At 47.7% G+C, this 19,453-nt stretch carries 23 protein-coding genes; 10 read left to right on the forward strand and 13 right to left on the reverse strand.

All coding sequences use genetic code 11. From position 1 onward, the window contains the following. Window positions 1-40 precede the first annotated feature (40 nt). Window positions 41-2,326: an EAL domain-containing protein gene (locus AC5SLM_RS08040; protein ID WP_495250430.1), complete on the forward strand. Its 2,286-nt coding sequence runs from the start codon at window positions 41-43 to the stop codon at window positions 2,324-2,326. Here the strand turns inward: AC5SLM_RS08040 and AC5SLM_RS08045 are convergent. From AC5SLM_RS08045 to rdgB, 3 genes are read right to left on the reverse strand one after another with little or no spacing between them, the layout of a single operon-like run. Next, window positions 2,323-3,147 (reverse strand): SDR family NAD(P)-dependent oxidoreductase, encoded by an 825-nt coding sequence (locus tag AC5SLM_RS08045; protein ID WP_495250431.1) that lies wholly within the window; start codon window positions 3,145-3,147, stop codon window positions 2,323-2,325. The two genes, AC5SLM_RS08040 and AC5SLM_RS08045, sit on opposite strands and share 4 nt — an antisense overlap. 4 nt (window positions 3,148-3,151) lie before the next feature. Further along, entirely contained in the window at window positions 3,152-4,366 is a 1,215-nt protein-coding gene (locus AC5SLM_RS08050) for a saccharopine dehydrogenase family protein (RefSeq protein WP_495250432.1), read from the reverse strand. After that, complete coding sequence (gene rdgB, locus AC5SLM_RS08055) at window positions 4,363-4,962, reverse strand: RdgB/HAM1 family non-canonical purine NTP pyrophosphatase (RefSeq protein WP_495250433.1); 600 nt, start codon at window positions 4,960-4,962, stop codon at window positions 4,363-4,365. Before rdgB ends, AC5SLM_RS08050 begins: the two co-directional genes overlap by 4 nt. 159 nt (window positions 4,963-5,121) lie before the next feature. Here rdgB and AC5SLM_RS08060 point away from each other — a divergent pair, with 159 nt between their 5' ends. Together AC5SLM_RS08060 and AC5SLM_RS08065 are read left to right on the forward strand one after the other, a co-directional pair. Further along, window positions 5,122-6,441, forward strand: a complete 1,320-nt coding sequence (locus AC5SLM_RS08060) for an MFS transporter (RefSeq protein WP_495250434.1) — start codon at window positions 5,122-5,124, stop codon at window positions 6,439-6,441. Beyond that, window positions 6,438-6,857 (forward strand): YqaA family protein, encoded by a 420-nt coding sequence (locus AC5SLM_RS08065; RefSeq protein ID WP_495250435.1) that lies wholly within the window; start codon window positions 6,438-6,440, stop codon window positions 6,855-6,857. Before AC5SLM_RS08060 ends, AC5SLM_RS08065 begins: the two co-directional genes overlap by 4 nt. Before the next feature lie 78 nt (window positions 6,858-6,935). Here AC5SLM_RS08065 and AC5SLM_RS08070 read toward each other — a convergent pair whose 3' ends face one another. The 7 genes from AC5SLM_RS08070 to AC5SLM_RS08100 form a co-directional block, all read right to left on the reverse strand. Further along, the gene (locus AC5SLM_RS08070) at window positions 6,936-7,103 is read right to left on the reverse strand and encodes a hypothetical protein (RefSeq protein ID WP_495250436.1); all 168 of its coding nucleotides are present in this window, start codon (window positions 7,101-7,103) and stop codon (window positions 6,936-6,938) included. Window positions 7,104-7,108: 5 nt separating this feature from the next. Then, window positions 7,109-7,870, reverse strand: a complete 762-nt coding sequence (locus AC5SLM_RS08075) for a DpnI domain-containing protein (RefSeq protein WP_495250437.1) — start codon at window positions 7,868-7,870, stop codon at window positions 7,109-7,111. Window positions 7,871-7,949: 79 nt separating this feature from the next. Then, on the reverse strand, window positions 7,950-9,152 hold the full coding sequence (locus AC5SLM_RS08080; protein WP_495250438.1) for an ATP-binding protein: 1,203 nt from the start codon (window positions 9,150-9,152) through the stop codon (window positions 7,950-7,952). A gap of 82 nt (window positions 9,153-9,234) precedes the next feature. Continuing rightward, window positions 9,235-10,227: a virulence RhuM family protein/type II toxin-antitoxin system death-on-curing family toxin gene (locus AC5SLM_RS08085; protein WP_495250439.1), complete on the reverse strand. Its 993-nt coding sequence runs from the start codon at window positions 10,225-10,227 to the stop codon at window positions 9,235-9,237. Window positions 10,228-10,350: 123 nt separating this feature from the next. Further along, entirely contained in the window at window positions 10,351-11,559 is a 1,209-nt protein-coding gene (locus AC5SLM_RS08090) for a molybdopterin molybdotransferase MoeA (RefSeq protein ID WP_495250440.1), read from the reverse strand. Window position 11,560: 1 nt separating this feature from the next. Beyond that, window positions 11,561-12,001 (reverse strand): molybdopterin synthase catalytic subunit, encoded by a 441-nt coding sequence (locus AC5SLM_RS08095; protein WP_495250441.1) that lies wholly within the window; start codon window positions 11,999-12,001, stop codon window positions 11,561-11,563. Window position 12,002: 1 nt separating this feature from the next. After that, window positions 12,003-12,224, reverse strand: a complete 222-nt coding sequence (locus tag AC5SLM_RS08100) for a MoaD/ThiS family protein (RefSeq protein WP_495250442.1) — start codon at window positions 12,222-12,224, stop codon at window positions 12,003-12,005. 147 nt (window positions 12,225-12,371) lie between these two features. Between AC5SLM_RS08100 and AC5SLM_RS08105 the strand changes: the two genes are divergently transcribed. From AC5SLM_RS08105 to AC5SLM_RS08125, 5 genes are all read left to right on the forward strand, one after another. Then, window positions 12,372-12,989, forward strand: coding sequence for a LysE family translocator (locus AC5SLM_RS08105; RefSeq protein ID WP_495250443.1), 618 nt, complete (start codon window positions 12,372-12,374; stop codon window positions 12,987-12,989). Between the two features lie 3 nt (window positions 12,990-12,992). After that, window positions 12,993-13,754, forward strand: coding sequence for a TSUP family transporter (locus AC5SLM_RS08110; RefSeq protein WP_495250444.1), 762 nt, complete (start codon window positions 12,993-12,995; stop codon window positions 13,752-13,754). A 62-nt stretch (window positions 13,755-13,816) separates the two neighbouring features. Further along, a complete protein-coding gene (locus tag AC5SLM_RS08115) occupies window positions 13,817-14,293 on the forward strand; it encodes an RNA polymerase sigma factor (protein WP_495250445.1) in 477 nt (158 codons plus the stop codon). After that, window positions 14,290-15,258, forward strand: a complete 969-nt coding sequence (locus tag AC5SLM_RS08120) for a FecR family protein (protein ID WP_495250446.1) — start codon at window positions 14,290-14,292, stop codon at window positions 15,256-15,258. Before AC5SLM_RS08115 ends, AC5SLM_RS08120 begins: the two co-directional genes overlap by 4 nt. 84 nt (window positions 15,259-15,342) lie before the next feature. Further along, a complete protein-coding gene (locus AC5SLM_RS08125; RefSeq protein ID WP_495250447.1) occupies window positions 15,343-17,673 on the forward strand; it encodes a TonB-dependent siderophore receptor in 2,331 nt (776 codons plus the stop codon). A 45-nt stretch (window positions 17,674-17,718) separates the two neighbouring features. Here the strand turns inward: AC5SLM_RS08125 and AC5SLM_RS08130 are convergent, their stop codons facing one another. Together AC5SLM_RS08130 and AC5SLM_RS08135 are read right to left on the reverse strand one after the other, a co-directional pair. Next, on the reverse strand, window positions 17,719-18,108 hold the full coding sequence (locus AC5SLM_RS08130; protein ID WP_495250448.1) for a cytidine deaminase: 390 nt from the start codon (window positions 18,106-18,108) through the stop codon (window positions 17,719-17,721). 31 nt (window positions 18,109-18,139) lie between these two features. Then, window positions 18,140-18,328 carry a CCE_0567 family metalloprotein gene (locus AC5SLM_RS08135; protein WP_495250449.1) on the reverse strand — a complete coding sequence of 63 codons (189 nt, stop codon included), beginning with the start codon at window positions 18,326-18,328 and terminating at the stop codon, window positions 18,140-18,142. Between the two features lie 101 nt (window positions 18,329-18,429). On the opposite strand from AC5SLM_RS08135, the gene AC5SLM_RS08140 reads away from it, so the two are divergent. Further along, complete coding sequence (locus AC5SLM_RS08140; protein WP_495250450.1) at window positions 18,430-18,702, forward strand: hypothetical protein; 273 nt, start codon at window positions 18,430-18,432, stop codon at window positions 18,700-18,702. 35 nt (window positions 18,703-18,737) lie between these two features. Here the strand turns inward: AC5SLM_RS08140 and AC5SLM_RS08145 are convergent, their stop codons facing one another. Continuing rightward, on the reverse strand, window positions 18,738-19,094 hold the full coding sequence (locus AC5SLM_RS08145; protein WP_495250451.1) for a hypothetical protein: 357 nt from the start codon (window positions 19,092-19,094) through the stop codon (window positions 18,738-18,740). 86 nt (window positions 19,095-19,180) lie between these two features. Here AC5SLM_RS08145 and AC5SLM_RS08150 point away from each other — a divergent pair, with 86 nt between their 5' ends. Beyond that, window positions 19,181-19,441 (forward strand): helix-turn-helix domain-containing protein, encoded by a 261-nt coding sequence (locus AC5SLM_RS08150; protein ID WP_495250452.1) that lies wholly within the window; start codon window positions 19,181-19,183, stop codon window positions 19,439-19,441. Window positions 19,442-19,453: the final 12 nt, after the last annotated feature.

Genomic DNA, 19,453 nt, shown 5'->3' on the forward strand with positions numbered 1-19,453 from the left:
TAGAATAAATGTGCTAAGATACCCTTTTTTAGGAGTGGCCTTGAAACAACCCATCAGTCTAATTAAACTTGCGTCTTTGCAGTTTTTTATGCTTTTTTGCATCATTGCCATTGCCTCTGGAGTGATTGCCTCCTACACCCTCAAACAGCATGTGGGTACTTTGGAGCAAAAAGAGCGCGAACGGCTCCTTTACGAGCAAAAAGCCTCCTTAAAATCTGAAGTCCTGCGGATGCACACCATCCTCTCCTTGCAGTTGGAAAAAGCCAAACAATTCAAAACCCTTGACTTGCTCAACGACCTTGCCGACCTTCACGCACTCCTTGAGATGACACAAAATGCTTCGGGCAGGGACGCCTCTGCTTACTACGAATTAGAACGCGCCATCCTTGAAATCACGGCATTGCACGGCAAAGATTTTCCCAAAGAGACCGAAGATGAACTCTTTGAAATCCTCGCCGCACAACGCCTTGGAAATAGCAACGAAGGGTATTTTTTTCTCAATACCTTTGATGGCAAAATGATTGTCAGCAACGGCACTTACTTTCCCAATCGGCCCAATATTTGGGAAACCACCGACCCCAATGGCGTCAAAGTGGTCCAACTCAACAGCGCCACCGCCCAAGCCTCTACCGAGGGTGGATTCACCACGTACGCGTGGAAACGCCTCGATGGCACCCTTGCACCCAAAATCTCTTACGTCATCGCCATCGCCAATCACCCTTTTTTCCTAGGGGCAGGGGTTGACCTAGAGCACATCGACACCCTTTTAGAGGAAGAGGCAAAGGTGTACCAACAGCTCATCGACAAGGGCAATACCCTCATCTTTAGCCTGCTTTTTTTTGCCACCCTTGGCCTTGGATTTGCCCTGTTTTCCTTGCACAAACATTTGCAAAAAATCATTCGTCTTTTTCTCAAAACCTTTGAACGCGCCGCCCACGAACACGCGGTCATCGAAACGGAAAAAATCACCTTTAGCGAATTTCACCCCCTTGCCCTTGGGGCCAATGCACTGATTCACACCTTGCAGCATCAGCAAGCGGCCATTAGCCACCAAGCGCACCATGACTACCTCACAGGCCTGCCCAATCGCCTCTTACTTATCGACCGCCTCACCCAAGCCATCGGGCGCGCCAAGCGGGAGAAAAGCAAACTCGCCGTTGTTTTTATGGACCTTGACCATTTCAAACGTGTCAATGATACCCTTGGACACGATGCGGGCGATACGTTGCTTCAAGAAATGGCCAAACGTTTTCAAAAAATCATTCGAGAATCCGACACTCTTGCGCGCATCGGCGGGGATGAATTTATCTTTATTTTGACCAATATCACAAAAAATGAAGTACTTTTTGAGATTTTAAATCGCATGATTGAAACGGTCAATGCCCCCTTACATGTAAACCACCACGAACTTACCATTGGGTGTAGTTTGGGGATTGCTCTGTACCCAAAGGATGGCACTACGACGGCTGAGCTTATCAAAAATGCCGACATTGCTATGTACGAGGCCAAACACAAAGGGCGCAACACTTTTCAATGTTTTAACCACGAAATGGACGAGAAAATTCACGCGTTGGTGGGCTTGGAGCGGGAGATTCTTTTGGGAATCGAACGGGGTGAATTTGAGCTCTACTTCCAACCCAAGGTGGAAACCAACACCAACACTATCCTTGGCGCGGAAGCGTTGATTCGCTGGAATCATCCCGAAAAAGGGCTCTTGCACCCTTCTATGTTTATCGAAACGGCGGAAGAATCAGGCTCTATCTTGCAACTTGGAAAATGGGTACTAGAAGCGGCATTGGAACAATTGGCACGCTGGGAAAAACGCGGGTGGAACCTACACCTTGCTATCAACCTCTCCGTAAAACAGCTAGAACACCCCACCTGCGTCAGCATGGTGCGCACCTTGCTGCACAAAACAGGCGTCACCCCTTCGCTCGTGGAGCTTGAGATTACGGAGAGTTTTTCTGCTTCGGGGGACCTCAACACCCTCCACGGGCTCAAAGCCTTGGGCGTCAAACTGGCCATCGATGATTTTGGGACAGGGTATTCCTCTTTGAGTTACCTCAACAAGCTTCCCGTTGATACCCTCAAAATCGACCGTTCTTTTGTGCAAGGCATCCACGAAGACCCCAATAAACGTGCCGTGACCGAAGTCATCATCCAAGCTTCTAAAATCTTTTGGCTTGGAGTGGTGGCCGAGGGCGTTGAAACCAAAGAAGACCTTCGCGTCCTCCAAGAACTCGCCTGTCCTTGCTACCAAGGGTACCTCTTTTCCAGACCCGTTCCTATCCCTCAATTCAACGCACTCATCCTCAAACAGCGTTAAGTGGCTTTTTTAAGAAGCTTGTCCAAAAGCAATGTAGGCAATAACCGCTTGGCATACCACAGCACTTTGGTGGGTGTGGTAACACGGTAACGTGCTTTGGGCTTTGACGCAGTGATGGCCTCTAAAAGGGCGTCATACACCGCTTCGGGCCCGAGGGTAAAAGGGGTGGGTTTGCTTCCTTGCAAGCGCGAAAGGGTCGCTTCGTAGGTGGTTTTATGGGGGCTATTTTGCACATCGATGTGGGCTAAAAACTTTTGCAACGCGTTGGTGCGAAAGGCGCTAGTGATGGGGCCAGGTTCAATGAGCACCACATGGATACCGCTATCACTTAACTCTAAGCGCAAGGTATCGGCTAACCCTTCGATGGCAAATTTACTGGCATTGTACGCACCACGGTAGCCCATGGCGGCAAAGCCTAAAACCGAACTGTTGTACACAATGCGCCCGCTTTTTTGGGTGCGCATGGTTTTTAAAACGAGGTTGGTGAGGTATTGGGTGCCAAAGACATTGGTTTGAAACTGGGCCTTAAGGGCTTCATCACTCAGGTCTTCCACGGCTCCGGGTTGTCCGTAGGCCCCATTGTTAAAGAGCACATCCAACCGCCCACCGCTTTGTTCGAGCACTTGGGTCAAGGCCGCCTCAATGCTTTCATTGCTATCCAAATCCAAACGGCACGCCCACAACCCCCTCTCCCGCAAACGCGCCACGTCCTCAGGTTTTCTGGCCGTGGCGTAAACGCGAACATCTTCCTTTACATGTAAGGCTTTCGCACAGTAAAGTCCAATGCCAGAAGAGCAACCAGAGATAAGGACGTGGCGCATAAAATCAATCTACCTCGTAACTTTCGCCCGGTTTCATTTCGATGAGTTTCCATGGCAAGCCTTGGATGTTGAGCTCCTCCATGAACGGTTTGGCGTCAAAGTGTTCCATGTTGAAGACACCTTGGCCTTTCCATTTGCCCTCTAGGATGAGTTTTGCGCCAATCATCGCAGGCACGCCCGTGGTGTAACTCACCGCTTGCGCACCCGTTTCGCGGTAGCACGCTTGGTGGTCACAGGTGTTGTAGATGTAGACTTTTTTGGGTTTACCCTCTTTGATGCCCTCAATCACGCACCCGATGTTGGTCATGCCCACGGTGCGCGGTCCTAAGCTTGCGGGGTCGGGAAGCAAGGTTTTTAAAAACTCGATAGGGACGATTTTCATGCCCTTGTGCTCCACCTCTTTAATGCCTAGCATGCCCACGTTTTCGAGGCATTTCATGTGGGTGAGGTAGCTTTGGCCAAAGGTCATAAAAAAGCGGATGCGTTTGAGTCCTTTGATGTTTTGCACCAACGACTCCAACTCTTCGTGGTAGAGCAAATAGCTGTCTTTGGGGCCAATCTCAGGGTAATCCCAAACCATTTTAATGGCCACAGGCTCCGTGTCAATCCACTTGCCCTCTTCCCAATAACGCCCCTTGGAGCTCACTTCGCGCAGGTTAATCTCGGGGTTAAAGTTGGTAGCAAATGGATAACCGTGGTCGCCCGCGTTGCAATCTAGGATGTCGATGGTGTGGATTTCATCGAACAAATACTGCTGGGCGTAGGCGCAAAACACGTTAGTAACGCCAGGGTCAAACCCGCTTCCTAAAAGACCCATGATGCCCTTTGCTTTAAACGCGTCGTGCTTAGCCCACTGGAGCTTGTACTCAAATTTGGCCTCATCGGGATGCTCGTAGTTGGCGGTGTCAAGGTAATCCACGCCCGTTTCCACGCACGCATCCATGATGGTCAAGTCTTGGTAGGGAAGGGCCACGTTAAGCACCAAATCGGGCTTCACCTTTTGGATGAGCGCGACGAGTTGGGGAACATCATCCGCGTCTACACTGGCGGTTTCAATGCTTACATGTAAGCGCTCTTTGATTTCTGCGGCGATTTCATCACACTTGGATTTGGTGCGGCTTGCAAGGACGATGCGTCCAAAGGTTTGAGTATTCATGGCGCATTTGGTGGTCGCAACACGGCTTACGCCGCCCGCACCGATGATAAGAACAGTTTTCATTGGTTTCCTTTTAAGGTATTTAGTAGGGTCATGGCGTGTTTAAGTGCCCTAGTTCGGTGGGAAATATCCCGCTTGCTTTGGGCATCCATCTCGCCCAACGTGGTGGTGTAGCCCTGAGGGATAAACATGGGGTCGTACCCAAAACCGTTTTCGCCTCTGGCTTCGTTGATGGCAGTGCCGTGCATCCAGCCGTGCACGCTAAACGCACCCCAGGGCGTAGCTAGAGCGATAGCGGCCGTGTAAAAAGCGGGGGTTTGACTCACGCCGCACGCACGCAAGGTGTCCACAAGCTTGGCTAAATTTTCTTTATCGCTAGCACCAAGCCCAGCGTATCTGGCACTGTAAATGCCAGGCTCCCCGCCCAAAAGCGGCACAGAAATCCCGCTGTCATCGGAAAGAACGATAACGTTTTTCTCTTCCAAGGCATCGTACACCGCGTGGGCCTTGATGAGGGCGTTTTCCTTGAAGGTTGCGCCTGTTTCTTCGATGTCAAAAGGGGTGAGGACTTCCTCAAACCCTACCACGTCAAACCCTTCTAAAAAGGCTTTGATTTCGCGGATTTTTCCTTTGTTGGAGGTAGCTAGTACAATCTTCAACGGCTTCCTTTGTTGGCTTTACATGTAAGGATTTATAACAGAATTTTCTTGCACAGAGGTTACATGGTGCGCAATTTTAACATAAATACCCAAACCTTTTTCAAAGCATCAAAGGAGTAGAATAGGACAAAATTTATCTTAACCATCGAAGGTGTTTGTATGCTTCGCACCGTTGCTCCCCTGAGTGCTATTATTGCGTTACGTTTTTTGGGTTTATTTATCGTTTTGCCTGTGCTTTCTGTGTACGCGCTCGAACTTCCCGGTGCCAATGAATGGCTCGTGGGCATCACCCTTGGGGGGTACGCGCTGACGCAAATGGTTTTGCAAGTGCCTTTTGGAATGCTCTCAGACAAGATTGGCCGCAAGGTGACCATCGCCATCGGACTCGTGATTTTGATTGTAGGTTCCTTGGTGTGCGCGGCAGCCACGGACATTTACATGCTCATGTTTGGGCGTTTTTTGCAAGGGGCTGGAGCCATTGGCGCGGTAGGTGCGGCATTGGTAAGCGACCTTGTTAAAGAAGAGATGCGTTCACGCGCCATGGCGGTCATGGGCGGGAGTATCGCGCTGAGTTTTGCCTTTTCCATGGGACTTGGGCCACTGCTTGGAGGCTTGTATGGGGTCGGGGTGTTGTTTTTGCTCACCGCGGCCTGTGGGGTGCTTGCTATCATCGTGCTCTTTACTAAGGTGCCCAGTCCTCCGCGCATCACCCACGCGTACGAACTAGACGAATCGGACATGCCCAAACTCATGAACAATTACGCCCTTTTAAAGATGAACCTTACAAACTTTTTGCAAAAAGGACTCATGACCTTGGCGTTTTTGGTCATCCCGCTCATGATGGTAGGCGAATTTGGCGTGGAAAAATCCGCCCTGTGGAAGGTTTACATGCCCGCCCTTTTGCTTGGCATCGTTGCCATGGGCGCTTCGGCGGTGTATGGGGAGAAAAAACAACAATCCAAAGCCATGCTTATCCTTGGCGTGGTGCTCTTTGGCATAAGCTACCTGCTCATGGGCAACGCGCAAAGTGCGTGGGTGTTCATCGTGGGGGTGGCGGTGTTTTTCGTGGGCTTTAACATCCACGAACCCCTCATGCAATCTCTCGCTAGCAAATACGCCAGAGTGCACCAAAAAGGCACGGCCCTTGGGGTGTTTAATTCCTTTGGGCACTTGGGGACGTTTTTGGGCGGGGCACTGGGAGGCTGGCTGTACCTGCACTTGGGCCTTGAGGGCATCAGCTGGGTTGTGGTGGTGGTGTGTGTAGCGTGGATTGGGCTTTTGCTCACCCTCTCAAACCCCCACCAAACCAAAAATCTCTACCTCCCTTTTGCAGATATTGCCCTAGAAAATCGCCCTAAACTGGCGCAACTTGAAGGCGTCGTAGAGTGGTATCAAAACGAAACCGAAGCCTTGCTCATCGTCAAATACGACGCGAAACTCGTAGAAGAAGCGCGCATCGTGGAGCTGCTTAAGGCGTGAGTTACCTCGTCCTTTTTGCTGTGTGCTTTGGGGCAGCAACCTTTTTGCCCCTCCCTAGCGAAGTGCTTTTTGTGTACGAACTCACCCAAGAGCGCTCTTGGGGGTTGTTGCTTCTTTTGGCTTCGGCGGGCAACACCCTTGGGTCGTTTGTGAACTATGGCATCGGGCGCTTTGCCATCGACTGGGCGCTTGGAAAAGGTTACATCAAGCCCGTGGTGTTTGAAAAGGGACGGCGCACCTTTGAACGTTACGGCCCGTGGTCACTGCTCCTAACGTGGGCGCCCGTTATCGGCGGACCAATCATGTTCGCCGCAGGCGCCGCGCGCTATGGGTGGTGGAAGTTTCTCATCCTCGTCGCCATCGCCAAAACCTTGCGCTATGGGGTGTTGATGCTTGGAGTGATGGGGTATGTGTGAGGGGAGCTTGACCCCTGTGGTAGAGAATTTTCTAAATCTCTTTACATGTAAGCGGGTTTAGGTGTTTTTTAATCATTTCTAGACTCTCTTCAAACCCTTCGGCCTTGCTGCCAAAATATTCGCTTTGCCCAAAATTTCAATGTCTGTGAATTCCCAAAGCTCTTCTCTCCAAAGTGCCCTGTGCATATTGGCTAGTGCTTCAATCTTTTCAATGATAGCTACTATATTTTCTTGTTTTATAACCATACCCTTTACCTTACTCTATAAACTCCACGGCCAACAAACTCCAAAAATCCCTTATCGCGCAACACTTGAAGTTGTTGGCTAATTTTATATTCAATGTGTTTATTTTGTGGGTATTTTGTTTGCAAATATGGAATAAATGCCAGCAGTTCTTGGCGGGAAAATAATGGCTTTTTAAGCATATCAATACAACGCATTATTTCGATTAACCATCCTTTTTGAGAAAGGGAAGATTCCTGAATAAAACGTGTTTTAGACCAGTTTTCCAAAACATTTTCTTTAGGTATTACTCTTTCGTTGTAAATATAAAAAATCTTTCCACTTTCTGGCAATGCGCTTAAGAGAATATTACACCCGACCCATCCTGCTCTTTTGGCAGTGGCTGAAAGTGGTTTACGCCTCTCAATCGTTTCTGGCGTAAAAAAATAATGGGGCACTACGGCAAAATTTGAAACGTTAAACGCCTTATTGTAAGTTAAAAAGAAAAAATGGGGACTTTCATTGCTTTGAAGGCGCGTTATCATGGTGCCATAAGCACCGTCTACAACTTTTTTTCCTAATGTATTTTTCTTGCTTTTGAGTTCAAAATCATCTTTACATGTAGCACAATAAAAATCTGCCACAGGACGATTGTTTTCATATCCTGAGAGTTCTTGACCACAACGAGGGCAAAAGATAAATTGCTCCACCCAAGCTTCACTCATTTTTCGCACTTGTTGTGCTTTACTCTTGTAGTCTAAAGCCACACGAGAAGGAAGTGCTGTATTCATTCAATGAGCCTTTAAGCGGAGTTTGTTGGATCTTAGCAAAGCGGGCTAAAAAGTTAGCTAAAGAGGCTTACATATAACACTACAAAAACACCCCAAGAGGGACAGCTAGCAGGTCTTCTCCTAGTTCCATTACCCTCTCGCCATTGTAAAGCACAACGCCCAAACAAGGCTTGGGGCTTTTGCTTTGGAAGTCCACGATGTGCCTAAAATCGTCCCTTTGAATGCTGCTGCTTTGCTTTACTTCGATGGCCAACACGCTATCATCAACCTCCACAATGAAATCTATCTCTTTTTTGTCCTTGGTTCTGTAATGGTACAGCGCGCTGCTTGCTTGGAGTGTGCAGAGGTGCTTTTGCAACTCCCCAAACACGTAGGTTTCAAACACTTGGCCGCTGTAGGGCGAGTGCAAAAGTTTCTCTTTTGTGCTTAGTTTTAGCAATGAACACAACACGCCTGTGTCGTTAAAAAAAACCTTGGGAGACTTGGTAAATTGCTTGCCTATGTTGGCAAAATAGGGCTTTAAAAGGCTTGCTTGGTAGATGCGATTCATGATGGAAAGGTAGTTATCTGTAGTGATGTCTTTGATGCCAATGGCAGTACTAAGGTTTGATTTGTTAAGCAAGGTGCCACTGCGCGAAGCGAGCACATTGACAAAACGAATGAAACTATCAATGTCGCGGATGTCTGCCAAATCTCTCGCGTCACGCTCAATGTAAGATGCCACGTAAGAACTAAACCATAGCTCTTTTTGGAAGCCCTCAAGGCGTAAAATCTCAGGGTAACCGCCGTTTAAAATGTGCGCGATAACTTCGTCTGCGTAGTCTTTCTTGGGAAGGCTTACCTCGCGAGACAAAAGCTGAGATATAACATTTTGGGCGGGCTTGTCGTTTTTTTCTTTGGAGCTTAAAGGGTGGAGTCTAAGTTCTATGAGCCTGCCTGCTAGGGTGTCTTTGGCTTCTTTGTGGTCAAGGACATTGGAGCTTCCTGTGAGCAAAAAATTTCCATTGACACGTGCGGTGTCGCTGTGGATCTTGATGTATTCTAGCAGCGAAGGGACTTTTTGGACTTCATCGAGGCAAACAGGGAGAGTGAGGGATTTGAGAAAACCTTTGGGATTGTCCTTGGCAAAAAGGCGAAGTTCGCCATCATCAAAGGTAAGGTAGTGCTCGAAATTTTCCAACGCCAATGTGGATTTTCCCACTTGTCTAGCGCCATTTAGCAACACAACAGGAAAGGTCTCCAGTGCCATACGAAGCAAAGGCTCAAGGGCTCTTTTTTTCATTTTACCCCCTATAGTGGTATATTTTCTACCATTATACTATAGAATTATCCAAAATGGCTTACATATAAAGCCTTCGTTCATCCTACTCGCACAGCATGTTGACGATGAGGCTGATGATGGTTTCTTTTTGTTTTGGGTCGCTTTTGGCGGTCATGAGCGCTAAGGCCACAAGGGCGTTGTCGTTGATGTTAAGCTCGCCGTTTGGCTTGTGGAGTAAGTTGTTTTTGGATAAAAAGAGGATGAACATAAACGCCCCGATGCGCTTGTTGCCGTCTGTGAAGGGGTGGCCTTTGATGATGTAGTACAACAGATTTGCCGCTTTTTCTTCCACACTTGGGATCAAATCCACCCCGCCAAAGGTTTGGTAAATCCCACGCAACATCCCTTCAAACTCACCCGCTTTTTCGCGCCCAAACAGCGCGGTAGCCTCTCCTTTTTGCACAAGTTCTTCTTTGAGTTGCACGATGGCTGCTTTGGCTTCGTTGGCATCGAGGATAAACTTCGCCTCTTTGGGCTGAATGTTTACATGTAAGGCGTCCTCATCGTACCCTTGGAGTAACGTCCACGTGCGTCCGTAGTTTAGGATGACCTCCAAAAGCCCTTTGGCTTCGCCCAGTTCAAGCTCAGTCCCTGAAATAGTCGTTTGCAATAAACTGAGGGTTTGGCGCAGTTCTTCTAAGCCTTTTTGTTGCAATCGCTTTTGGTTGGTGGCGTAGCCGTTGATGAGGTATTCTCTTAAAATTTTAGTTGCCCAAATGCGAAATGCTGTTCCTCGTTTGGATTTAACACGATAGCCTACAGAGATGATAACATCAAGATTGTAATACATCACATCGTACTTTTTACCATCCGCAGCAGTTGTCCGGAAATTCCGGACAACTGAAGATTTCTCCAATTCGCCTTCTTTAAAGACGTTGTTTATGTGTTCGGAAATCGTCTTTTTGCTTTTATCAAACAGCACTTCCATCTGCTTTTGACTCAGCCATACCGTCTCGTTTTCCAAAGAAACATCTAGGGCTATCTCACCGCTTGCATCTTCATAGAGAACGACGGGATTGATTGATTCTTGATTCATGGCAGACCTTTTGCTATCTACGGGGTATCTTGTCTGGAAAATTATAACTAAAAATCACCATAGTTAGTAAATTTGTATTATACAATGGGCGCAAACCACGAGAAGCTTTACATGTAAAGCTTCTCACACTTCTAGTCGCAGTATTTCTACTTTTTCGCCTTTCTTTAAAAGCGTGGTTTCTTTGGGGATGCACAGCACTGTGGCGCCGCCGAGGAGGTTGTTTAAGATGGCGCTGGAGCCTAGTTTTTTGCCCTCAAGGGTAGCGAAGAGTTCGCCCTCTTTTTCGCGCACATCGCACGCGGTAAATTCGGTAAATTTGGAGCGTTTGGCGTAGTCTTCTTCCAAGGTTGCGGTGCAAAAACGTCTGGCGTACGCAACCCCAAGCATCGTGTCGATGAGGCGCAAGCCATAGAGTCCAAAAACCACCGCGCTTGAGTAGGGAAATCCGGGCAGTGCGACGATGTATTTTTCGCCCACTTTCACCACGCGGATGTGGCGACCAGGCTTGATGTCCGCCCCTTCGATGATGGTCTCCACCGCCAAGTCCCCAATGATGTCTTTGACAAAATCATAATCCCCCACGCTCACGCCGCCCGTGGTGACCACGATGTCCGCACACGCTAGTCCTTCTACGATGCGCTGTTTAATGAGCGCTTTATCGTCCCCTGCGATGCCTAGCAACACCGCTTCCGCGCCCGCATGTTGCGCCATTGCGGCGATGGTGACGTGGTTGGAACTGCGAATGTGTGCAGGGCTTGGAAGCGGTTGACCTAAGTCCACAATCTCGCTGCCCGTAGCCAACACCGCCACACGTGGTCGCACCGCCACAGGCACTTGCACCTCACCAAGACCCGCCAACACGCCAATCTCCGCAAACCCAATGCGTGTCCCTTTTGGGATGAGCACTTCGCCCACGCGGTAGCCCTCGCCCACAGGCCGCACCGCGTAGCCACGCTCCACAGGCTTCACGATGTGCACCGTGTCACCCTTGACTTCCACAAATTCAATAGGGATGATGGTATCGGCCCCTGCGCTCAACAGCGACCCTGTAAAGGTTTTGATGCACTCACCCTCGCCTACATGTAAAGAAATCTCCGTGCCCGCAGGAACGCGGTGGGTGAGCGTGAGCATCCCTTTTTCTTGGTCAGCAAAGCGAATGGCATAGCCGTCCATCTCAGAAGTAGGAAACGCGGGTTGGTTTTCTTGCGCGATGCTGTCGTGGGCCAAGATGCGTCCGCGCGCTTCCATGAGCCCGACAACCTCGACGCGCCCCTTACATGTAAAGGTTTTTTCAAGGCGTGCGATGGTCTCTTCGTACGGTGTCCACGCCATTTTACGCCTTCAAAAGCCCAGCACCCGGAAGTGCCGTGCTACGGTCTTTGGCGTACACCCGCGCGCCGTTGATGATGTCGTATTTCCAAATGGGTGCTTTGGCCTTAAAATCCTCCACAAACGCGTCTAGTAGCTCTAGCCCCGCGCGCCGTTTGGGTGAGATGACCCCCGAAATATACGAGCTTGTGTGGTTAGGCACATCGCCGATGGAATGGGCCATCACCAGATGGGCGTCGCGCTCCTTGGCCTTTTCTTGCCACGCATCAAACCAGCTTTTGAGGATAGGTTCGTACACATCAAAACTGAGCCCCTCGATGCCATCTTCATCCCGAACAATCCCTACAAAGGTGACAAACGCCCCGCAATTTTGGTCACGGTAGGTGTTGTACCAACGGTTCAAAATGGCCTCTACATGTAAAGGCCCTTGGTGCAGTTCTAGCATCCTAGCCTCCGCACACGGGAGGTAAAAGGGAGATTTTGTCGTTCTCGTTGATGGGCGTGTCCAGTCCGCAGACAAGCGTGTCATTGACCGCTACAGAGCAAATGGCTAGCCATTCGGAAAGTTGCACGTCGTCTTTAAAATGCTCTTTAAGTTCAGCCAGTGAGCTTACCGAAACTTCCACAGGTGCGCGCCCGATGGGGCCTAAAAATTCTACTTTTGCCATGGTATATCCTTGTTAAGAAACGTTGGAGGATTATACCACAGCTGGCTTTTTCGTGCCTTGATACATTTTTGTACATTAAGGTCACACCAAAGCCCCGTGTGTGTGCTACAATCTCACTTTTATGACTTTACATGTAAAGGATGTCTCATGACACTGATGAGCGCGCTCGCCCTTGCGGGCGCCATGACCCTTTTGGCCGCCAGTCCAGGACCAGGAGTCTTTGCCGTAACCGCTAGAGCCTTAGCCAGTGGGTTTACCCACGGCGCCTTGCTCGCCTTTGGCTGTGTGCTGGGAGATTTGGTCTTTTTACTCATGGCGGTGTATGGCCTTAGCGCACTGGCGTCGGTGATGGGGGAAGTGTTCATCGCCGTTAAATACCTCGGTGGCGCGTACCTTGTCTACCTTGGAGTGCAAATCTTGCGCAGTTCCGCCCACGCACGCACCCTCCAAGGCTCCAAAGAAAGTGCTTTGAGTGCTAGCTTTCTAAGCGGGTTTTTCATTACGCTGGGCAACCCTAAGGTCATCTTGTTTTACCTGAGCTTCTTGCCCACGTTCATGAATCTCCAAGCCCTCAGTGGCGCGGATGTGGCACTTGCTGCTACCATCGTTTCTCTCGTTCTTGGGACGGTTTTGTGTACGTACGCGTGGATGGCCCACCGTGCTAAAGCCCTCTTTACAAGCCCTAAAGCGCTGCGTCGCATGGACGTAGGTGCGGGAAGTGCCATGGTCGGTGCGGGCGGATTTTTACTCTTAAAACCGTTGTAATCCATGGAATTTGAACTTTACGTTTACGCCATTTTTTTGGCGGTGGGTGTTGTGGCAGGGTTTATTGATGCTATCGCGGGAGGCGGCGGGATTATCACCATCCCCGTACTTTTAGCCGCGGGTATCCCGCCTCACATGGCCCTTGCGACCAACAAACTCCAAGGCACCTTTGGTAGTGGCATGGCTTCGTTTAACTTCATTCGCAAAGGCTTCATCGCGTGGCGCGACGTGTGGTTAGGCGTGGGCTACACCTTTGTGGGCGCGGTTTTGGGCACTTATGCCATCTTGCTCATCAATCCTGATATCTTGGCCAACATCATCCCCATCATGCTCCTTGCCATCTTTCTCTACACGCTCTTTTCACCCAAAATGGGCGAAAACGACCGCCGTGCGCTCATGGGGAACCATTTGTTTTTCTTGGTCTTTGGCGTTGGCATCGGGTTTTACGATGGCTTTTTTGGACCCGGAACGGGAACGTTTTGGACTATCGCCCTTGTGAGCCTAGCGGGACTCAACCTCAAAAAAGCCACCGCCCAAACCAAGGTCATGAACTTTACCAGCAACATCGTCTCACTCGGGGTCTTTTTATGGAGTGGGCACGTGCTGTTTTTGGTGGGTTTGTTGATGGGCCTTGGACAACTCATCGGTGCAAACATCGGGTCTAATATGGTCATCAAAAAAGAGGTGAAATTTATCCGCGCGTTTTTCTTGCTCATGGTCGGTGCTACCCTCATAAAGCTGGCGTACCAAAGTTATTTCTCTTAACTGCTTTCAAAGCATTTATCAAATAATATTCGTTATCATAATCAAACTAAGGTAGCCAGCGCGTGCTCAAGTATTACGATGAAATAGCTTATTACCTCCAAAAACTCACCCGAGACAAAGATGCCGCCAAAGATTTGACACAAGATACCTACGTCAAAGCGATTGAGATTGTCAACAAGTCCAACATCACTCTTCAAAAAGCGTACCTCTATAAAATAGCGCGCAATCTGGTCATCGACAAAGTAAGACGCGACAAGCGCACACCCCAAACACCTTTTGATGAAAAAGAAGAATATACGGTTTGCGAGAGCGAACTGCCCGAGGCCATACTGCACCGTGAAATGAGGCAAGATGCCTTCAAGCGGTGCATCGAAGACCTTCCCACGCAAATGCAAAAAGCATTTGTGTTGCATTTTTACGAGGGGTTGAGTCGAAAAGAAATCGCAGAAATCATGGGCATTAGCGTGGGTGCTGTGGAAAAAAACATCACGCGTGCTATCGAAAAAATCAAAGAAGCTATCCAAAAAGAGAACGTATGAACGCAAAAAATACCCCTAGCCAAGACGCCAATGCATGGATTATCAAAGAAAACGAAGGGTTGAGCCAAGCCCAACAAGCAGAACGGGATGCGTGGCTTCAACACCCAGACCACAAGGAAGTTTACGAGGAAAACAAAGGACTGTTGCGCGAATGTTTAACCCTCGATGAAGCCTTTATAAAAGGGTTGAGAGAAAAACACGCGCCAAAACCAAAGCCGGCGAACCGCTTTTTGACCTCACGCTACCTCGCCGCTTCGGTTGTGCTATTGTTCATCCTTGCCTGTGGTACCTTTGGGGTAAAACGGTACTTCATCCCCACTTTTGATCACACCTACGTCAGCGCCGAGGCAAAGATGCTTGGCATCACCTTGCCTGATCATTCCACCCTTGACCTTGATCAAAAATCGCACGTTCGCGTTCGCTACTACGATACCAAGCGGGTCATTGAACTTTTGGAGGGCAATGCCCTCTTTTTTGCAACAACAGACCCGCAAAAGCCTTTTTCACTCACCTCAAAAGAGGTGCTCGTGGAAGTTTTGGGCACAACCTTTGAAGTGCTTCGTTTCAACGACAACACGACCATTAACGTCTTAGAAGGGCATGTCAAAGTTAGCTATCGGCATCAAAACAAACCATACCTGCTGAGTGAACTTAAAAAACTCGATTCCTTGACCCTAGACACCACCGGAAAAGTTTTAAACCGCCGCACATTAGAGAGCGCCGAAATAGCGCCTTGGCGGGAAGATATGATTTTTTTCAACAAAACATCACTCAAAGACGCTAGCGCCATGTTTGAAAGATACACCAAAACCAAGATAGTGTTTGAAACCGACGCCCTAGCAAGACTCAAAGTCTCAGGAAAGTTTTCCACTCTGCGCTTTGAATCGTTCCTTTCTTCGTTAGAACTTCTCCATCCCATCAAAGCCATCAAAGAAGGGGATGAGATAAAAATCGTCAAAAAATAAAAATCCATGTCGGATTTTTCCCTGCCTATTCGTTTCATTTAATAGAGATAACAATTCTCAGAATCACAACAAAAAGGAAATGGAATGAAGTTTGGCAAAACAGCGTTAGTCGCTTCAAGCTTGGTGTTGCTTTTAAGCATAAACGCGTGGGCACAAGAAAGTTACACCATCCACAACAAAACCCTCAAAGAGGCATTGGAGATCATCTCCCAACAATCCAACCTGCTCTACATCGGCGATGAGACACTCTTTGAGTCTCGCAACATCAACAATATTGAAAATATCGAGGGTGTTGAAAAAGCATTAGAGCTTCTGCTTGAAAACACAGGACTTGAAGCTACCGTTAAAGACGGCACCATCATCATCAAAGCAAAAGAGAGCGTGGCGCTAGATGCGATTTCCATCTCCGGGAGAGCAACAAGCGTGCCCACAGAAACAACAAATTCGTATACAACAAAAAGTGCAAATACGGCAACAAAACTCAGTCTCTCACTTCACGAAACACCACAATCTGTCACAGTACTAACCAGTCAAAAGCTAGAGGACATGGGTATCACTTCTCAACACGATATGCTAAACCATATTGCTGGAATAAGTGTCAACAGGTATGATGAGAGGCTCTTCCCTACTGCAAGAGGTTTTGATGTAGATTATTACCTACTTGATGGCATGCCAACATATGATAGTGTGGATGCGGGTGCAAACAACACTGATTTGTCTATCTATGACCGTGTGGAAGTTGTCAAAGGCGCCAATGGGTTAATGACGGGGGCTGGAAACCCTGCTGTGGGATTAAACTTTATAAGAAAACATGCTAATTCTAGAGAAGTCAAAGGAGCACTAGGCGTAGCTGCAGGCTCTTGGGATGCCTACAGTTACTTGGCCGATGTTTCGTCGCCACTAAACAGCGAAGGTGCTATTCGGGGAAGAGTGGTAGCAAAACATGAAGATAAAAAATCTTTCATGGATGACTATGAAAAAACTCACAATATTCTTTATGGTGTCGTTGACATGGATTTGACAGATACTACCTTTCTTTCTTTAGCGGGGGCGTATCAAAAACTTGATAGAGATGGAATTAGGTTTGGTGGTTTGCCTGCTTTTTACAGTGATGGAACAAGGACAAATTTCAGTAGGTCTAAAACCGTGAGTGAAGATTGGACATACTGGAACAGCGAAACAAAAAGTTTTTTTGTAGATTTCAAACAGTACCTATACGACGACATCTCTTTAAATCTTGCTTATTCATTTAGGAGACTTTCAAGCAACTCATCTTCATTATTTTATGTGGGAACCGTGGATAAAAATACGGGGACTGGTATAGGCGGTGCAGGAGCGTATGTTGATGACACACTATACCACGAACAAAATTTGGATATATATTTTTCTGCCCCATTCGAATTAGCCAATTTAAAGCAAGGAGTTATAGTTGGTATCATGCAAGGTGAAGTTGATACCAAGCGTTATAAATACAATTGGCAGTGGAACGGGTCTAGCTTATTGAATCCTACTATTAACCTATACCATGTAGATGTTGTTAATCCTGAATTACAGACGAGTTTTTCTGATACCCTTGGCAAAACAACCCAAACAGGAATATACTTAGCGGGCAAATTTTCCCTTTCAAAGGATTTGAAGTTTATAGGCGGAACAAGGATTTCAGACTGGAAATATCGCGCTGAAAATGGGGAAGGGAATAGAGAATTTACCAATGAGCTTACTCCTTATGCTGGGCTTATTTATGATTTAAATAAAAATTATTCGGTTTATGCGAGCTACACTAATATTTTCAAACCTCAAAGCAGAAGGGATGTCACTGGGGACTATCTTGACCCCACAATTGGTAAAAATTATGAAATGGGTATCAAGGGAGAATATTTTGACAACCGTCTCAACGCTTCCTTATCTTTTTTTAGAATTGAACAAGACAATGTGGCAGAAAAAATTGATGGTGTGTATGTTGCGGGCACGGCAGAGCAAGCTTATCGCGCGGTAAAAGGTGTCACGAGTAAAGGGATCGAACTCGATATTAATGGTGAAATTGCGGACAACTGGAACATAGGCTTTGCATTTGCCAACTTTGAAGCCAAAGACGCCAATGGAGACAAGGTTAAAACCACCTCTTCTCGCACAATGGCAAACATTTTTACCAAATACACTATCAACAAGTTTAGCTTTGGTGGCGGTATGAACTATAGAAGCAAAATCTACACAGGAAGCGGTGTGGAAAAAATTGTTCAAGATGCCTACGTACTAGTCGACCTCATGGCTACTTATGCATTTAGCAAAAACATGAAACTACAACTCAATGTCAATAATATTTTTGATAAAAAATATTATGAAGGAATTGGTTATGATGCGATGGTTTACGGTGCGCCACGTAACGCCACCCTTAGCTTTAAATACACTTTCTAGCTCAACCTCAAAGAGGCCTTCGGGCCTCTTTGCATGTAAGCTTTTTTAGCGTTGAAGCTTAAACGCGTAAGGCAACAGTGTCTTTAACGGGGTCACCACCACGGCCCCGTCCCATTCAAAAATCACCTCTATGTCTGCACCAAACTCACTAATAACCTGACGGCATGGCCCGCAAGGGGAGAAGTTTTTTCCCGTAGAAGCGATGGCGATAGCCACCACGTCTGTGGGCTTGTAGCCCAAAGAAGTGGCGGTAAACAACGCGGCCCGTTCGGCGCAGATGGTCGCGCTTTGGGCAGTGTTTTCCACATTGCATCCCAACACTACCGCCCCATCGCGCAACAACACCGCCGCACCGACCTTATAGCCCGAATAGGGCGCATAGGCGTTTTCCTTGGCCTCGTGCGCTTTTTTTAGCAGTGTTTCGTACGACTCCATGGTTTCGCCTTTTTGGCGTATTATAACTTACTTACAGCCCATGACGCACCCTAAAGGCTTCCGCTTCGGTAATGGCTTCGACAATCTTAGCACTTAACCCTGGAAGCTCCCCGTACTTGACCCACAGCGTGTCTTCGACGATGTCATGCACCTCTCCTGCAAGTTCTACTGCCACGCGTTTAAGCTTGGCGTATTCTTTTTTCAGCTCTTTTTCATCCATCCTCTTCTCCTGTGTTTTCACGCTTACAGTGCAAGAATAATTCCGTCCACAACTCACCCTTTTCTATGCTACAATTTCGCCATATTACCCCAAGGAAATTCATGAGACATAGCGAGCTCAAAGCAGTTGACATCATTCAGATGGCTTTAGGCAACAAACGCACGTTTAGTAAGAGTGAAACGGAGTTGGCTTTTTTACTCAAAAAAAGACTAACAAAAAAAGAGTGTAGTGTCCTTAACGACCTCGCCAATGGCGTCGAACAAGAGGTTACCATGGCAGAGCTTCGCATTGATGAAGAGCGGTATGATGAGATTGTTTCAGGCGCAATGAAAAAGCTTAAAAACCAATCCGTTCACGGTGATTTTTTCGACTAATTTCCCCAAGGCTGACTTGTATACTTTTGGTTAGTTTAGATGCAAGACGTCGCGATGCACCATGCTTCAAAGGCATGGGCACCTTCTTTTTTCCATTGTTGCGCCGTTTCTTGTGGTGTAAGTTGCACGCGGATAACACATTCCCCAACTTCTTCGATGGGCACTTTCAAACTCTCTACGAAATACCGACACGCCAACACAAAGGTTTCGTAACGCCCGTGCCCACAAAAACGCGCAAGCGCGGTAATAGCACCGTAAATATACGCGCACGTGTGCATCTCACCCAAGGGCTCTAGCGGAACCTCTTCCCTAAAGCGTGTCAACTGATGAATAATGTGCTCAACCTGCTCATCTGGTATGTTTTCCAAGGGCGCATCTTTGGCGTAGGACACAACTTTCCTTTATTTTCACTATAGTGAATTGTGAAAGCATTGTATTCCGTTTAAACTTACAGAAAAATAACACTATGGTGAAAATTTTGTGCAACCTTACGTCACTCGACTTTAACGCTCATCACATCACCACACTCTATAAGATTATCGGTAAAAATGTGAGAAAAATACGCAAACAAAAGGGGGTTTCTCAGCTAGATTTGGCCCTTGCCGTAGGCTACAAATCCGTCTCCTCCATCGCCAAAGCAGAATCGCTCATCGAAAACAAACATTTCAACATCGAACAACTCTATAAAATCTCTAAAGCCCTTGGCGTTCCTATTGAAAAATTTTTTGAGGGGGTATAAGGAGTGTAGGAG

The organism is Sulfurospirillum sp. HTRB-L1 (assembly GCF_059415125.1).

Bases quoted from the DNA above. Each gene is read 5' to 3' on its own strand.
- AC5SLM_RS08100 (WP_495250442.1), bottom strand. From the start codon at position 12,224: ATGGCAAAAGTAGAATTTTTAGGCCCCATCGGGCGCGCACCTGTGGAA.
- AC5SLM_RS08045 (WP_495250431.1), bottom strand. From the start codon at position 3,147: ATGCGCCACGTCCTTATCTCTGGTTGCTCTTCTGGCATTGGACTTTAC.
- AC5SLM_RS08095 (WP_495250441.1), bottom strand. From the start codon at position 12,001: ATGCTAGAACTGCACCAAGGGCCTTTACATGTAGAGGCCATTTTGAAC.
- AC5SLM_RS08085 (WP_495250439.1), bottom strand. From the start codon at position 10,227: ATGAATCAAGAATCAATCAATCCCGTCGTTCTCTATGAAGATGCAAGC.
- AC5SLM_RS08110 (WP_495250444.1), top strand. From the start codon at position 12,993: ATGGAATTTGAACTTTACGTTTACGCCATTTTTTTGGCGGTGGGTGTT.
- AC5SLM_RS08140 (WP_495250450.1), top strand. From the start codon at position 18,430: ATGAGACATAGCGAGCTCAAAGCAGTTGACATCATTCAGATGGCTTTA.
- AC5SLM_RS08060 (WP_495250434.1), top strand. From the start codon at position 5,122: ATGCTTCGCACCGTTGCTCCCCTGAGTGCTATTATTGCGTTACGTTTT.
- AC5SLM_RS08080 (WP_495250438.1), bottom strand. From the start codon at position 9,152: ATGAAAAAAAGAGCCCTTGAGCCTTTGCTTCGTATGGCACTGGAGACC.
- AC5SLM_RS08075 (WP_495250437.1), bottom strand. From the start codon at position 7,870: ATGAATACAGCACTTCCTTCTCGTGTGGCTTTAGACTACAAGAGTAAA.
- AC5SLM_RS08090 (WP_495250440.1), bottom strand. From the start codon at position 11,559: ATGGCGTGGACACCGTACGAAGAGACCATCGCACGCCTTGAAAAAACC.
- AC5SLM_RS08120 (WP_495250446.1), top strand. From the start codon at position 14,290: ATGAACGCAAAAAATACCCCTAGCCAAGACGCCAATGCATGGATTATC.
- AC5SLM_RS08050 (WP_495250432.1), bottom strand. From the start codon at position 4,366: ATGAAAACTGTTCTTATCATCGGTGCGGGCGGCGTAAGCCGTGTTGCG.
- AC5SLM_RS08125 (WP_495250447.1), top strand. From the start codon at position 15,343: ATGAAGTTTGGCAAAACAGCGTTAGTCGCTTCAAGCTTGGTGTTGCTT.
- AC5SLM_RS08135 (WP_495250449.1), bottom strand. From the start codon at position 18,328: ATGGATGAAAAAGAGCTGAAAAAAGAATACGCCAAGCTTAAACGCGTG.
- AC5SLM_RS08070 (WP_495250436.1), bottom strand. From the start codon at position 7,103: ATGGTTATAAAACAAGAAAATATAGTAGCTATCATTGAAAAGATTGAA.
- AC5SLM_RS08105 (WP_495250443.1), top strand. From the start codon at position 12,372: ATGACACTGATGAGCGCGCTCGCCCTTGCGGGCGCCATGACCCTTTTG.
- AC5SLM_RS08130 (WP_495250448.1), bottom strand. From the start codon at position 18,108: ATGGAGTCGTACGAAACACTGCTAAAAAAAGCGCACGAGGCCAAGGAA.